The sequence below is a fragment of the Massilia sp. SYSU DXS3249 genome (genome assembly GCF_053668055.1).
Map to the genome: position 1 here is coordinate 1 of NZ_JBSIPX010000033.1, position 13,800 is coordinate 13,800.

Annotated in this window: 12 protein-coding genes; 9 read left to right on the forward strand and 3 right to left on the reverse strand. The window is 59.4% G+C overall.

From position 1 onward, the window contains the following. Window positions 1-690 precede the first annotated feature (690 nt). From ACWCIA_RS22615 to ACWCIA_RS22630, 4 genes are all read left to right on the forward strand, one after another. Window positions 691-1,776, forward strand: a complete 1,086-nt coding sequence (locus tag ACWCIA_RS22615) for a porin (RefSeq protein WP_454166737.1) — start codon at window positions 691-693, stop codon at window positions 1,774-1,776. A 64-nt stretch (window positions 1,777-1,840) separates the two neighbouring features. Next, complete coding sequence (locus tag ACWCIA_RS22620; RefSeq protein ID WP_454166738.1) at window positions 1,841-3,175, forward strand: MFS transporter; 1,335 nt, start codon at window positions 1,841-1,843, stop codon at window positions 3,173-3,175. Window positions 3,176-3,361: 186 nt separating this feature from the next. Further along, a complete protein-coding gene (locus tag ACWCIA_RS22625) occupies window positions 3,362-4,546 on the forward strand; it encodes an acetyl-CoA C-acyltransferase (protein WP_454166739.1) in 1,185 nt (394 codons plus the stop codon). A gap of 35 nt (window positions 4,547-4,581) precedes the next feature. Next, entirely contained in the window at window positions 4,582-5,346 is a 765-nt protein-coding gene (locus ACWCIA_RS22630) for a 3-hydroxyacyl-CoA dehydrogenase (RefSeq protein WP_454166740.1), read from the forward strand. Between the two features lie 124 nt (window positions 5,347-5,470). On the opposite strand, the gene ACWCIA_RS22635 is transcribed toward ACWCIA_RS22630, so the two are convergent. Next, complete coding sequence (locus ACWCIA_RS22635; RefSeq protein WP_454166741.1) at window positions 5,471-6,148, reverse strand: TetR/AcrR family transcriptional regulator; 678 nt, start codon at window positions 6,146-6,148, stop codon at window positions 5,471-5,473. 194 nt (window positions 6,149-6,342) lie between these two features. Between ACWCIA_RS22635 and ACWCIA_RS22640 the strand changes: the two genes are divergently transcribed. The 5 genes from ACWCIA_RS22640 (at window position 6,343) to ACWCIA_RS22660 (ending at window position 10,377) form a co-directional block, all read left to right on the forward strand. Beyond that, a complete protein-coding gene (locus ACWCIA_RS22640; protein WP_454166742.1) occupies window positions 6,343-7,086 on the forward strand; it encodes a nitroreductase in 744 nt (247 codons plus the stop codon). Between the two features lie 11 nt (window positions 7,087-7,097). Then, window positions 7,098-8,807, forward strand: a complete 1,710-nt coding sequence (locus ACWCIA_RS22645) for an AMP-binding protein (RefSeq protein WP_454166743.1) — start codon at window positions 7,098-7,100, stop codon at window positions 8,805-8,807. A 138-nt stretch (window positions 8,808-8,945) separates the two neighbouring features. Next, complete coding sequence (locus ACWCIA_RS22650; protein ID WP_454166744.1) at window positions 8,946-9,425, forward strand: MaoC family dehydratase; 480 nt, start codon at window positions 8,946-8,948, stop codon at window positions 9,423-9,425. A gap of 19 nt (window positions 9,426-9,444) precedes the next feature. Further along, window positions 9,445-10,068 (forward strand): hypothetical protein, encoded by a 624-nt coding sequence (locus ACWCIA_RS22655; RefSeq protein WP_454166745.1) that lies wholly within the window; start codon window positions 9,445-9,447, stop codon window positions 10,066-10,068. Window positions 10,069-10,077: 9 nt separating this feature from the next. Then, window positions 10,078-10,377 carry a hypothetical protein gene (locus ACWCIA_RS22660; RefSeq protein WP_454166746.1) on the forward strand — a complete coding sequence of 100 codons (300 nt, stop codon included), beginning with the start codon at window positions 10,078-10,080 and terminating at the stop codon, window positions 10,375-10,377. Between the two features lie 254 nt (window positions 10,378-10,631). Here ACWCIA_RS22660 and ACWCIA_RS22665 read toward each other — a convergent pair whose 3' ends face one another. Both ACWCIA_RS22665 and ACWCIA_RS22670 read right to left on the reverse strand, forming a co-directional pair. Next, window positions 10,632-13,109: a DNA polymerase II gene (locus ACWCIA_RS22665; RefSeq protein WP_454166747.1), complete on the reverse strand. Its 2,478-nt coding sequence runs from the start codon at window positions 13,107-13,109 to the stop codon at window positions 10,632-10,634. Window positions 13,110-13,485: 376 nt separating this feature from the next. Beyond that, entirely contained in the window at window positions 13,486-13,758 is a 273-nt protein-coding gene (locus tag ACWCIA_RS22670) for a hypothetical protein (protein ID WP_454166748.1), read from the reverse strand. Window positions 13,759-13,800: the final 42 nt, after the last annotated feature.

Consider the following 13,800-nt stretch of genomic DNA (forward strand, 5'->3'; position numbering starts at 1 on the left):
ACCCAAAGCAGCCGTTCAATAGCCAGCTGCTTCGGTTTCTCTGCATCACACGTCCGACCAGTATGGGCAGCAATCCGAACGGTCCGAATGCGACTGGAAAGCCGCTGAAAAGCCCAGCACCGTGCGAAGTACCCTTTGCCATACCGGAATTGTGACGCCATGGTCACTATCAAAGGCGACAACGCAAAATGCAGAAAAGGCACCGACCATAATTCCTACAACTGCCGGGCCAAGTATGTGGTTCGTTCGGATGGGGCGAGTTTCATTGCTGTCTTTGGACATGCCAGAACCTAGGACATTTGCTTATCGGTGTTTAACGAGTGTCCGCAATCGGCCGACAGAAGACCTACGCTGAACCTCAGCCGATTCAGAACATATCAACTCTTTACACTAAGAAATGTTGGTTTTCGTCCGGTCTCGACTGCGCGTACATGTGGGGACTGATGAGTTCAACCTAAGCGGTCAAAGCATGTCTGTTGCATAGGCGGCAATTACTGGCGCGGCTCGAATAAGTGTGTTGACAGCGTCACGGCAAACTACTAGTCTTAACTGAAGATAGATTCTAGTAAATCGTTAGCACCGCGGTAATCATACGTGACGTTGAACCCAATCTATCTCGTCAGTGGTCTTGAGCAGCCACGCGAATGTTTGCCGGAACAGGCAGGCTTACCTATAAAAATCAGGAGACATATGAAACGAATGACGAGCGCGGTTGCGCTTGGTGCCGCCGTTCTGGCGTGCCAAGCTTCCGCACAAACTTCAGTACAGGTGTACGGACTTGTCGACAGCGCGATTGCGCATGTCACGAACGCCGACAACGCGGGCCGATCGGTGACGAAGATCCCGTCGGCAACCGGTACCCTGCCCTCGCGGGTTGGCTTTCGGGGCACGGAAGACCTTGGCAAAGGGCTGCAAGCTTTCTTTGTGCTGGAAAGCGGTTTTGGCCTCGATACAGGCATTTCTGGACAAGGCAACCGGTTGTTCGGACGCGGTGCGAACGTAGGCCTAAAAGGTGCTTGGGGCACGTTAACGGTGGGCCGGCAGAACAACATGACCGCTTATGCGACCCTCAAGTCCGATGTGCTCGGTCCTCAGGTGTTCTCGATCAGTAGCATCGATCTCTACCTTCCCAATGCCCGTAGTGACAATGCGATCGGTTATTTGGGTAACTTTGCAGGATTCACTGTCGGCGCCACCTACAGCTTCGGGCGCGACGGCTCCGCCGCCGGCGGAGCTGCGGCGACGAATTGTCCGGGTGAAGTTCCAGGGAACGCGAAAGCCTGCCGCCAATACACCGGTCTGCTGGGCTACGAAACGGCCCGATTCGGCATTAATGCTTCGTATGACCGCTTGCATGGAAATGTAGGCGCAGGCAACGGTCTTGCCAGTAGCGCAAACACCGACACCTACAAGACCGTCAACGGATTCGTCATGTTCGGGGCGACCAGGATTGGTGCCGGCGTCATCGACCGGGAGCTCCATGCAGCAGCAGGCACCACGGAGTCGGCGCTGTACTACCTGGGTGCCAGTCACCCGCTCAACGGTTTGATCCTCGATGCACAACTTGCCAGGCGAGACCTCAAGCATTCGGCGAATGACGTGACCTTGCTCGTCGCTCGTATTACCTATCCGATGTCGAAACGTACGGCGATCTACGCATCTGTCGGCCGTCTGGACAACGACGGCAGCTCGGCCGTCGCGCTGGATCTCGGCGGCACCGCTGGTGCCGGCCTTGCACAGAACGGTGTCATGACCGGGATACGGCACGCCTTCTAAAAAACCCCGTAGCAGAGAACGAAACCTTCTTCATTCTTTTATCGCTGTCAAAAGGAGCAATCCTATGCGTAACGTTAACATTCAAAAAATGATCGATGAGTCGAAGTTCAACGGCTTTCATCGCTCGATCCTGCTCTGGTGCTTCATTATCCTCGTGCTCGACGGCTACGATCTCGGCGTGGTTGGCGCCGCGCTGCCCCTGATCATGACTGAAATGGGCGTCACCGCGACAACGGCTGGCTTCATGGCCAGTTCCGCTCTGTTCGGCATGATGCTCGGAGCGATGTTCTTCGGCACCCTTGCCGACAAACTCGGCAGGCGCAAGATGCTCGTCTTATGCATCAGTTTGTTCAGCATCTTTACTGCCGCCGCCGGATTGACGCATGACCCGATCACCTTCAGTATCACGCGCTTTATTGCCGGCCTGGGCATCGGTGGCGTACTCCCGGTTGCAGCTGCCCAAATGGGTGAGTTCTCTCCCGCGTCAATCCGGGCACGCCTGGTTGCAATTGTGTTCGCCGGGTATGCGGTCGGTGGCATTCTCGTCGCGCTTGTTGGCAAGCAATTGATTGCTGACTATGGATGGCAATCTACCTTCTTCGTCGCCGCCCTGCCGCTGCTGCTGATTCCTGCGATGCTCAAAGCGCTTCCCGAGTCGGTACCGTTCCTGATCCGGCACGGCCGTACCGCTGACCTGCGCCGTATTGCAGAGCGCGTCGCTCCTGGGCAGACGATTCCACAGGATGCACAGTTCGCGGTTTCCTTCGCTGACCAGCACAGCAAAGCGCCTATCCTGGAGCTGTTCCGTGACAAACGCGGCTTCAGCACGGTGATGATCTGGATCGCGTTTTTCTTCGGTTTGTTCATGGTCTACGCGCTCAGCTCATGGCTTACGAAATTGCTGGCGATGGCCGGATATAGTCTTGGGTCTGCCCTCAACTTCGTACTTGTCTTTAATGCAGGCGCGATCCTGGGCGCTGTCGGCGGCGCCTGGCTCGGGGATAAATTCAACATCAAGACCGTCCTGGTTTGCTTGTATGCCCTTGGCGCACTGTCCCTGGCTGCGATGGGCTATATCAAATCGACCGAGCTGCTGGCATTCACTGTCTTTGTAGTCGGCGCTTCGACGCTTGGTACCCAGCTCGTTGCATACGCTTACGCAGCTTCCTTCTATCCAGCTGCAATCCGCTCCACAGGCGTAGGTTTCGCCTCAGGGGTTGGCCGTGCCGGCGGCATTTTGGCGCCAATTATGATCGGTGCAGTGGTCGCGCTGGACCTGCCGCTCGAGCAGAACTTCATCGCCATTGCATTGGCAGGCTTGCTGGGAATGATCGCCGTCATCATGGTGAACCACCGGCTCGCGGCATCCGGCGCCGCTCCGGCCCCCGCGGCAGCCTGAATGACGCAGCCGTCGGGTTTCCCAATGGCTGCGTTGTACGGCGCGCGCGATTCCTGTCTGGCCACCCGGCACTAAACAGGGCTCGCCTAGCCAGGGTCGCTGGCTGTTTTCCAGCGCCCCTCCCTTTGCAGAAATGGACTACGACTGCAGAGAAAAACATTTAATTCATTATTCGTGAGAATTTCTATGACCCAAGATTCCATCGTTATCGTCTCGAGCGCACGGACCCCAATGGGCAGCTTCCAAGGCGCATTTTCATCGCTGACTGCGCACGATCTTGGCGGCATCGCGATCAAGGCCGCGGTCGAGCGCGCAGGCATCGCGCCTGTATCCGTCACCGAAGTGCTGTTTGGCAACTGCCTTATGGCGGGCCAAGGACAGGCGCCAGCTCGCCAAGCCAGTTTCAAGGGCGGTCTGCCCATCAGTACCGGTGCCGTCACCCTGAGCAAAATGTGCGGCTCCGGAATGCGCGCGCTGATGTTCGGCCATGACATGCTGATTGCCGGCTCGGCCGACGTCGTCGTTGCCGGTGGAATGGAAAGCATGACCAATGCGCCTTATCTCATGCAAAAGGCCCGTGGCGGTTACCGCATAGGCCATAGCGCCATCTTCGACCATATGATGCTCGACGGCCTCGAGGATGCTTACGAAACCGGTCGCTCGATGGGGACATTTGGCGAAGACTGCGCTGCCAGGTACGGCTTCACTCGAGAGCAGCAAGACAAGTTCGCAATCACGAGCGCGCAGCGAGCCTGTGCGGCAACGGAGTCCGGTGCGTTTGCAGCCGAAATCGCGCCTGTGACTGTGAAGGGCCGTACAGGCGACACGTTAGTTACCACTGACGAAGCGCCAGGCAAGATCAAGCTGGACGCCATTTCCTCGCTCAAACCCGCATTCAGAAAGGACGGCACCATCACCGCCGCCAGCAGTTCCAGTATCAGCGACGGCGCAGCTGCCCTTGTCATGATGCGCGCTGCCAGTGCTGACGCCCTGGATGTCCGGCCAGTGGCGCGAATCGTCGCCCACGCGGTCCACGCGCAAGAACCGAACTGGTTCGCTACCGCCCCTGTCGGAGCAGTCAAGAAGGTGCTGCAGAAGGCCGGCTGGTCAGTAAACGACGTGGACCTATGGGAAGTCAACGAAGCATTCGCAGTTGTACCCATGGCCCTGATGCATGACCTCGACCTCGGCCACGACATCGTCAATGTCAACGGCGGGGCGTGCGCACTAGGTCATCCAATCGGTGCGTCGGGAGCACGCATCATTGTCACCCTCCTTCACGCCTTGCAGGCGCGCGGCCTGAAAAAAGGCGTTGCGACCCTGTGCCTGGGCGGGGGCGAAGCAACGGCAGTCGCAATCGAAATGCAGTAGCTAGCCGACCACAGTTCACAACAACGAGGTATGAAATGCAAGTGAAAGATAATGTGTTCGTCGTGACCGGCGGCGGATCGGGCCTGGGGGCTGCGACCGCGCGCCTGATCTCCGATCGTGGCGGCAAAGTAGTGCTATGCGATGTTAACGAAGAGGCCGGTGCCAGGGTTGCCACTGAACTAGGCCGACACGCGAAATTTGTCCCAACCGATGTCACCAGCGACGAAAGTGCACGCAATGCTTTCGCGATCGCAACCGAAATCGGTACCTTACGAGGCCTGATCAATTGCGCAGGCATCGCTCCGGCAGAGAAAGTCGTGGGACGCGAGGGCGCGCATAAGCTTGACTCCTTCGCACGCACCATCAACATCAACCTGATCGGTAGCTTCAACATGATCCGTCTGGCTGCCGAAATCATGAGCGGCTCGACTCCTGATGAAGCAGGTGAACGCGGAGTGATCATTAACACCGCATCGGTAGCCGCATTCGATGGCCAACTGGGGCAAGCTGCCTATTCCGCCTCGAAAGGCGGCATTGTCGCGATGACCCTTCCGATTGCGAGGGAACTCAGCCGCTCCGGGATACGGGTGATGACCATCGCGCCCGGCATCATGGAAACCCCAATGCTGCTAGGGATGCCAGCCGACGTCCAGGAGGCACTTAACAAGTCAGTGCCTTTCCCATCACGTATGGGCAAGCCCGAAGAGTTTGCCGCCCTGGTAGAGCACATTGTGGTTAATCGTTATCTTAATGGCGAGGTCATCCGCTTGGACGGTGCCATTCGAATGGCAACGAAATAACACCGCCGCGCATTGTGCCTGGTCACTGCGTCGACAGTACATGTAGCGGAGCGCGGCTGGAAGCGATCAGGACAGTCCGATTTTGGACTGGCTGACATCTGCAATGCACGGGGCCGCCGAGCCCTTAAGCGGCCTTTACTTTTTCTGCGGGTACGAAGTCGATTGGCTTGCCTGACACGCCACGCAGACAGAAGCCAATGATAAAGATCCCGTGTTGGGTCAAAGCAGCGTCGTTCCCGGAAGGTTCGTTGGTCAGCGGGTTTACCAGACCTTCAAACAGGCACCCAACGATACAGTCTGCCGATGCATGAGCGTCCTGAGCAGGAAATTCCCCCGCAGCAATACCTTGTTCAATGATGCCGTGGAATACCTTGGCCAGCGCCCGGTGATACCGGAGTCTGGCCGCTTCGATTTCAGGTTCCACCGGCTCGGCTACCAGGGCATGCGCCATGCGCCGTCCCCGTAACGCGCGGCTTGCAAACGTCCAGGCCGCGGCCCCGAGCCGTTCCAACGCACTTCCCTGCGCGTTTGCAACTTCTTGGACGACGTCGACTTCATGTTGAGCGACCAGGGCAACCAGCTCAGCCATCAGGTCGATCCTCGCAGGGAAATAACGGTAAAGTGTCCCAATGGCAATGCCTGCAGCGTTAGCGATAGCCGACATCTGCACTTCGCGAAACCCCGACTGCGCTACCAATTTCCGCGCCGCGTTCAGGATCAACGGGTATTTGTCCGGACCACGATGCCGCAGCCGGGGCTTCCGGCCCAAGGGCAACACTACGTCTTGCGCTTCCTCTTCCACTATATCTCCTCCTGATCGACCCTCAATTTTACCCTGCCAGAATTACCTACGCCCGAGGGCAGTGTCAATCATGCAAATACCGCTAACAATGTGGTTGACACTCTCAAACCAGCGAACTATTCTTATGTGAAGATAGATTCTATTAACCTGTTAGCGACTTGTTCGCCGACGTTCTTTAGGCTTGCAACTCACCTATGACCCATTCGAACAATCGGCGTGTTGCCCCACCATCCGTCGTCCCGGATACCTTGATTGACGCAGTCGACTGGGCGCTGATGTCGAGACGCTCGATCCGGGCCTTTTTGCCACGGGAGGTACCCCGGAGCGAGATCGAAGCGATACTGGACGTTGCCCGTTTCAGCGCCTCAGGCGTGAATACCCAGCCTTGGCATGTACATGTTGTCACAGGCAAAGTGAAAGAACACCTCAGCGACGCCATTATCCGGGCACATGACGATGTGGAATCAAAAACAGATCGCCAAGAGCCTTACGATTATTATCCCGTTCATTGGAAGTCGCCCTACCTCGACCGGCGCCGCAAGGTCGGGTGGGACCTCTACAGCTTGTTGCGTATCGAAAAAGGCGACAAACCCCGTATGCACGCCCAACACGGCCGCAATTACCGCTTTTTCGATGCTCCGGTCGGACTGATGTTCACCATAGACCGTTCGCTGGGCCGTGGGAGCTTGCTCGACTATGGCATGTTCATGCAGAGCATCATGATTGCCGCAAAGGCGCGAGGTCTCGACACGTGTCCGCAGGCAGCGTTCAACGAATTTCACGAAATCATCAGCAAACATCTCGGCGTGCCCGACAGCCAGATGCTCGTTTGCGGCATGAGTCTCGGCTATGCCGACCTTGATCGGATCGAAAATACGCTTGTATCCGAGCGCGAACCGGTCGGGAGTTTTACCACGTTCCACGACACTAATAATTAGGAGACAAGACAATGAGTGCAGCAGCGTATTCGCATGGCCTTCAGAAGAACTCGGCAAATCACGTTCCTCTGACCCCGCTCCATTTTCTGGATCGTACGGCTGATGTTTTTCCCAACCGCGTAGCAGTCATTCATGGCCCAGTACGGCAGACCTGGGCGCAAACGCAGGAGCGGTGCTATCGGCTTGCATCGGCCCTAGTCAACGCCGGAATCAAGCCTCTCGATACCGTCTCGATCATTGCGCCGAATACGCCCGCCATGCTGGAGGCACACTTTGGGGTTCCGCTTTCGGGCGCCGTTCTGAATGCGCTCAACTGCCGGCTCGACGCGGACGGGATCGCCTTCATCCTGCGCCATGGCGAATCAAAGCTGCTGCTGGTCGATCGCGAGTTCGCTCAAGTGGTCGAGAAGGCCATTTCCGGCCTCGAAAATCCGCCAAGAGTTATCGATATCAATGATGTGCTGGCCCCAGCGGGCGAGCCTGTCGGGGACACAGATTATGAATCCTTCCTCGCAGGGGGCGACCCAGAGTTCCCGGGACGATGGCCTGCGGACGAATGGACGCCAATTGCGCTTAATTACACATCCGGTACGACAGGCGATCCGAAAGGCGTCGTTGCAAGCCACCGCGGCACCCACATCATGAGCCTTCTCCAGATGACCAACTGGGGACTGCCGCGCTCCCCTGTCTACCTGTGGACACTACCCATGTTCCACGCGAATGGCTGGTGCTTTACCTGGGCAATTACGGCTGCTGCCGGAACCCATGTATGCCTACGGAAGGTCAACGCGGAAAACGTTTTTTCAGCGATCGCCGAGCATCGGGTCGATCACTTCTGCGCCGCACCGATCGTGCTGGCAGGAATGGCTGCCTGCCCGGCGGCAGAGCGGCCACAGTTGACCCATCCTGTGCGGATACTCACCGCCGGATCGCCCCCACCTGCCTCAGTATTGGAAAGCGTGGGGAAAATGGGTTTCGATGTCGAGCACGTCTTTGGCATTACCGAAATCTCGGGAACACCTGTGAGCTGCGCCTGGCACGACGAGTGGAACGATCTCCCGATCGCCGAGCAGGCCCGCCGCAAGGCGCGGCAAGGTGTTCGCGCCGCTGCGCTTGAGCATTTGAGGGTCGCTGACGAGGAAACACTGGAACCGGTGGACGCAAATTCCAAGGCCTCGGGCGAAATCGTCGTACGTGGAAATACCGTGATGATGGGCTACCTGAAAAATCCCGGCGCGACCGAGAAAGCATTCGCCGGCGGCTGGTTCCATACGGGCGACATCGCGATCGTGCACCCGGACGGGTATGCCCAGATTACCGATCGATCCAAGGACATCATCATCTCGGGAGGAGAAAACATCTCTTCTGTCGAGGTCGAAGAGGTGCTTTACCGTTTGCCAGGGGTGCTGTACGCGGCAGTTGTCGCGCAGCCCGATAACAAATGGGGCGAGGTGCCATGTGCCTTCGTCGAGGTGAAGGCGGACGCGGCGAACCTTTCGGAATCCGACATCATCGCGTTCTGCCGCGACCAGCTCGCCCACTTCAAGTGCCCCCGCAGTGTGGTCTTCGGCGAGCTGCCGAAAACGGCAACCGGGAAAATCCAGAAATTCAAACTGCGCGAGCATGCCGGCAGTCGCGACGCAATCACGAAAATCGCGGGTCTGCTGGTAGATGAGATCGATGAGCCAATTCCCGGAGCAGACGCTTCGCAGGCGCATTGATTACGGCCATGTCGCATGCTACGGGGGCGTTGCATGACGCTCACCCTTGCCTACTGCGTCATGGTCCGCAAGGCGCCAGACGGCACGTTAGCACCAACCGTACTAGTTATTTAAAGAAGTCATCGGAAGATTTCATTCATGCATCACGACACTGACGAGACCGGACTTCCTTGCCTTGCAACTTATTGTGCTGAATCAGCAGCGGTGCCTGAGCACCTGCAGGTGGGTTATCGATTTTCCCATATTCATTGTTTTGATCCTGCCCAGGTCAGCGCATTTGCTTATGCAGCAGGAGACAGCAATCCGTTGCACCATGATCCGCAGGCCGCTGCCAATACACGGTTCGGCAAACCAATTGCGAGCGGCACGCATACGACTGCATTGTTGATGGGCCTGGTGGCATCGCACCTGTCGAAGACTAGCCAGGTGGTCGGCGTAAGCTTCACCCTGGAACTTCTCAAGCCGGTGTTTGCAGATGAGCAGGTAACCCTGGCGTGGGAAGTGGAGAAGGTGGAGCCGCACTCCAGGAACGGCAGCTTTCTCGACATGTCGGGTTCGGTCACCGGCGCCGATGGCGTGATGCGGGTACGCGGCCGTGGAAGGGTCCTGGTGTGGTAACCGGTTCGCAGGCCTGTCGATGGAATTAGTCGACATCGCATTCAAGGCAGGCCGCTCGGCGGTCGAATTGGCGCTGTTCGTGCTGCTACCGGTCATGGTGGTCATGCTGTTCACGATGCGGCTGCTGGAGTCGCGCGGCATCATGGACTGGTTTGTGACCCGTCTGGCGCCGATCCTGAAGCCGGCCGGGCTGACCGGACTGAGCGTCATGGCCGCGCTGCAGATCAATTTTGTCGGATTCGCGGGGCCCGTCGCCACGCTTGCGGTCATGGACAGGCGTGGCGTATCGGAACGGCACCTGGCGGCCACGCTCGGCATGGTGATGGCGATGGCGCAGGCCAACGTCGTCTTTCCAGCAGCCTCCATGGGCCTGCGGGTCGGCAGCACGCTGCTGTTCTCCCTGATCGGTGGCCTGGTGGCGTCGATCGCTGCCTACTATGTATTCGGACGCGATCTGCCGACAATCGAGGCCGCGGCCGGCCCCCTGCCGGCACTTCCGGGTACCGAAACGGGAAGCGGTATTCTCGATATCATCAACCGATCCGGCGGTGAAGCCTTCAAGATTGCTGTCAGCGTCATACCTATGTTGGTATTGTCCTTAGTCATTATCGCGATCCTGCAATATTTCAGCGTACTTTCCTAGATCACGGGGGTGCTTGCACCGCTCCTGCAATCGGCCTCGATCGACCCTGCCATCATCCTGCCGACCTTGACCAAGTACCTTGCTGGCGGAACTGCCGTCCTAGGCCTGTTTGGCGATATGCACCGCGCCGGCCTGCTCGATCCCAGGCTGCTCAATGAAAGCGCAGGCTGGCTGATTCATGCGCTGGACCTCCCGGGCGTGGCCATCCTGATCTCGGCCGGCAGGCGCGTCGCGGGCGTCTGGAAACCGGCAGCGCTAGGAGCATGTGTGGGCATCGGCATGCGTACCTTGCTGCACCTGGTTTTTTAGTATCGACACCGTCCCTCACCTCTGGTCAGCGCATATATGAACAGTAGGGACTGTTAACAATTGCGTCAGCCAATCTACACTTGCCGAACACCATCTATCAACTCAAAAATTAACCTTTGTAACCTCGAATTTAGAGCAACTAATTAAACACTTTGCCGGCTGCAAGACCGCGGCGCGCAGGCCGACCGGGAAAAGATGGTGCCATCCATCGACGGTAACAATTAAAGGCGCAGTGCAGCACATCCCGGATTGGGTCAGAACAACGCGCCCTGCGGGCTGGTAAGGCGCGCGAAACTGTCGCCGACAAATGGCAGGATGCCGTCGGCGACGGGCTCCAGCTGCTTGACCAGGTAGTGTTCGTAGTCGATCGGCGACCGCTTCTCTTCCATCCAGGCTTCCATCGGTTCAGGCCCGGCGGTCGTCATCAGGTAGCGGATCCAGCCGCCGTTGCGGTATTGCGCTCCCCGGCCTCGCGCGATATGGAAGTCGTCGGCGATGCGGGCGGCGCGCACGTGGGGCGGCACGTTGCGCTCGTATTCCTGCAGTGGCCGGCGCAGGCGCTTGCGGTAGACGAGCAGGTCGTCGAAGTCCCCGCGCAGGGTGCACGCGACGTAGTCGCGCACGTACTCCTCGTAGGGTTCGCGCCGGAAGATGCGGCCGTACAGGCCCTGCTGGAACTGCTGCGCCAGCGGCGTCCAGTCCGTGCGCACCGTTTCCAGGCCCTTGTACACGATCTCCTCGCCACCGCCGGGCGTGCCGGCCAGGCCGGCATAGCGCTTCTTGCTGCCTTCATCCGAGCCGCGCACGGTCGGCATCAGGAAGCGCCTGAAATGGGTGTCGACCTCCAGCTCGAGCGCACTCTCGAGCCCGAGCTCCTCGCGCAAGTGTTTGCGCCACCAGCCATTGACGTGCTCGACCAGTTCGCGCCCGATGCGCAGCGCGTCAACGTCGGCATAAGCTTTGGCACCAGCCCCGCCGAGCCACACGAAAGTCGAGTCCGTATCGCCATAGATGACCTGGTAGCCGCGCGCCTCGATCAGCTCGCGTGTGCGGTGCATGATCTCGTGGCCGCGCATGGTGATCGAGGACGCCAGCCGCGCATCGAAGAAGCGGCAGCCGGTGGTTCCGAGCACGCCGTACATGGCGTTCATGATGATCTTCAGCGCCTGCGACAGCGGCTGGTTCCCGGCGCGCTTGGCGGCCTCCCGGCCCTCCCACACGCGCGTGACGATGCCGGGCAGGCAGTGCCGGGTGCGCGAAAAGCGCGCGCCGCGAAAGCCCGGCACGGTGTCGGGCTCAGGCTCTTCCAGCCCCGCCACCAGCCCCACCGGATCGATCAGGAAGGTGCGGATGATCGACGGGTAGAGGCTTTTGTAGTCGAGCACCAGCACCGAATCGTAGAGGCCCGAACGCGAATCCATGACGAAGCCGCCCGGGCTGTCGGCACCGGGCACGTCGCCGATGTTGGGCGCCACCCTGCCCAGGCGGTGCATCAGCGGAATGTAGGCGTGCTCGAACGCGGCGACCGAACCGCCGCTGCGGTCGGCCGCCAGCCCGGTGACGCTGGCGCGCTCCAGCAGGAAGGCCATCAGGTTGGTCTTGTCGAAGATGCGGGTGACCAGCTCGCAATCCTTCAGGTTGTAGCGCGCCAGGGCCGGCTTGTCCTGCGCGAACATGCGGTCGATGGAGGCCATGCGGTTGTAGGGATCGTCGATCGATTTGCCCTCGCCCAGCAGGGTTTGCGCCACGTTCTCCAGGCTGAACGAAGGAAAGCTCCAGGTGGCCGAGCGCAGCGCCTCGATGCCGTCGATGACCAGCCGGCCCGGCAGGCCCGCGAAATAGCGCGAATCTCGTTCCGTCCCGCGCTCCGTGCCGGCCTTGGGATTGGCATTTGCGTTGATCCTCCACTCCATCGACGTACCGCCGCGCCCGATGCGCAAGGGATGCCGCAGGCGTTCGGCGTGCTCCTGCAGCACGCGCAGGTCGAACCCGATCACGCTCCAGCCGATGATGGCGTCCGGATCGTGGCGCGCCATCCACGCTTCCAGTTTCTCCAGCAGGGCCAGGCGCGTGTCGCAATACTCCAGCTCGAAGTCGAGCCCCGTTGGATCGCCGTTCGGTGGCCCCAGCATGTACACCTGGCGCTGGCCGCAGCCTTCCAGGCCGATCGAGCGCAACTCGCCCTGCATGGTGGTCTCGATGTCGAGCGAGACGGTGCGCAGCCGCGGGCGGTAGCCGGGCGCCGGTTTTACCTGAGCGGCCTCCAGCAACGCGGGATCGCCAGGGGCCGGTGTGCCCGCAAACGCCACCGGCGCCGTGATGAAGCGCTCCATCAGGTAGCGCTCGGGCGGACGGATGTCGGCCTCGTAGACGTCGATCCCGTGCTCGCGCAGGCGCTTCTCCAGCCGCAGCAGATGGCGGTAGTGGCGGCAGTACAGGCCAAGCACAGGGCGCCCGCGGAAGTCGCACAAGGCCAGTGGGCGCAGTTCGACACCGCGTTCCCGCTGCAACAGACTCCTCACCGCAGCCTCCTGCTCGGCCGGGACGAAGGCGACCGCTTCCGCCGCCGGGAGGCGCAGGCGGCATGGACCGTCGTCGGTGGCAAGCCAGAACTCGATCTCGACGCCGCCGCTCCCATCGTCGCCGTGGTTGCCGCCGGGGTTGTCGCCGGGGTTGCCGATATCGCGCCAGTGGCGCGTCAGCAGGAAACCCTGCCTCGCTGTGTCACTCATGGATAGTCATGTGTTGCGATGCGATCCACCGCGCCAAAGGCGGCAGTTTATCAAATCGCCTGGAACGCCCGACAAAACCGTTCGACGCCGCTGGCAAATGAGCGAGCGCCACCACGTACGCCGCTGCTGCAGCCGAGTTTACGCGGCAGATGTTTCCAGGGCATTCCAGTCTTCGGGACGAGAAGGATGCCGGTCAGCGTTGCGCGACCGTTGATTCGCGGCCGTCGCCCTTCAGTTAGGGGTGACGAGCCGGGAAATGAACTGCGATGAGCAGCCAGAGGGCTTTTTACTTGAATGTTCGCTGCTGGCCGACAGTGGACCAACTGTAGCGTCTGCTTTCGACCCAAAGCAGCCGTTGCGGGAGTTGGGTAAAGACCTAATTGTTGAGCCTGTAAATTCGCTCGATTTCTGCAGTAGAGAGCCTTGAAAGGCTGGCGTCAACGACTGCAGGAGTGACACCGAGCGGGAAGTACATAGTGATAATTTCTCCACCGGGCCGCTCCCTGCTAATTCGATATTCGTACGACAAATCGCACTCCTCGCCAAGGAAGTCTTCAACGAAGTCGAAAAGTTCATAATCCTCAACAACGACAATGCATCGCTCTCTGTCGTCTAACCCAACGCTGATATGCGGAAGAATCTGCTTCACAAATGCCCCTAAGTACTAGAACGCTGAATGTCTGCTTTTGGC

What these genes read in the sequence shown, in the direction of transcription:
- ACWCIA_RS22615 (WP_454166737.1), top strand. Translation starts at nt 691, where the DNA reads ATGAAACGAATGACGAGCGCGGTTGCGCTTGGTGCCGCCGTTCTGGCG.
- ACWCIA_RS22620 (WP_454166738.1), top strand. Translation starts at nt 1,841, where the DNA reads ATGCGTAACGTTAACATTCAAAAAATGATCGATGAGTCGAAGTTCAAC.
- ACWCIA_RS22625 (WP_454166739.1), top strand. Translation starts at nt 3,362, where the DNA reads ATGACCCAAGATTCCATCGTTATCGTCTCGAGCGCACGGACCCCAATG.
- ACWCIA_RS22630 (WP_454166740.1), top strand. Translation starts at nt 4,582, where the DNA reads ATGCAAGTGAAAGATAATGTGTTCGTCGTGACCGGCGGCGGATCGGGC.
- ACWCIA_RS22640 (WP_454166742.1), top strand. Translation starts at nt 6,343, where the DNA reads ATGACCCATTCGAACAATCGGCGTGTTGCCCCACCATCCGTCGTCCCG.
- ACWCIA_RS22645 (WP_454166743.1), top strand. Translation starts at nt 7,098, where the DNA reads ATGAGTGCAGCAGCGTATTCGCATGGCCTTCAGAAGAACTCGGCAAAT.
- ACWCIA_RS22650 (WP_454166744.1), top strand. Translation starts at nt 8,946, where the DNA reads ATGCATCACGACACTGACGAGACCGGACTTCCTTGCCTTGCAACTTAT.
- ACWCIA_RS22655 (WP_454166745.1), top strand. Translation starts at nt 9,445, where the DNA reads ATGGAATTAGTCGACATCGCATTCAAGGCAGGCCGCTCGGCGGTCGAA.
- ACWCIA_RS22665 (WP_454166747.1), bottom strand. Translation starts at nt 13,109, where the DNA reads ATGAGTGACACAGCGAGGCAGGGTTTCCTGCTGACGCGCCACTGGCGC.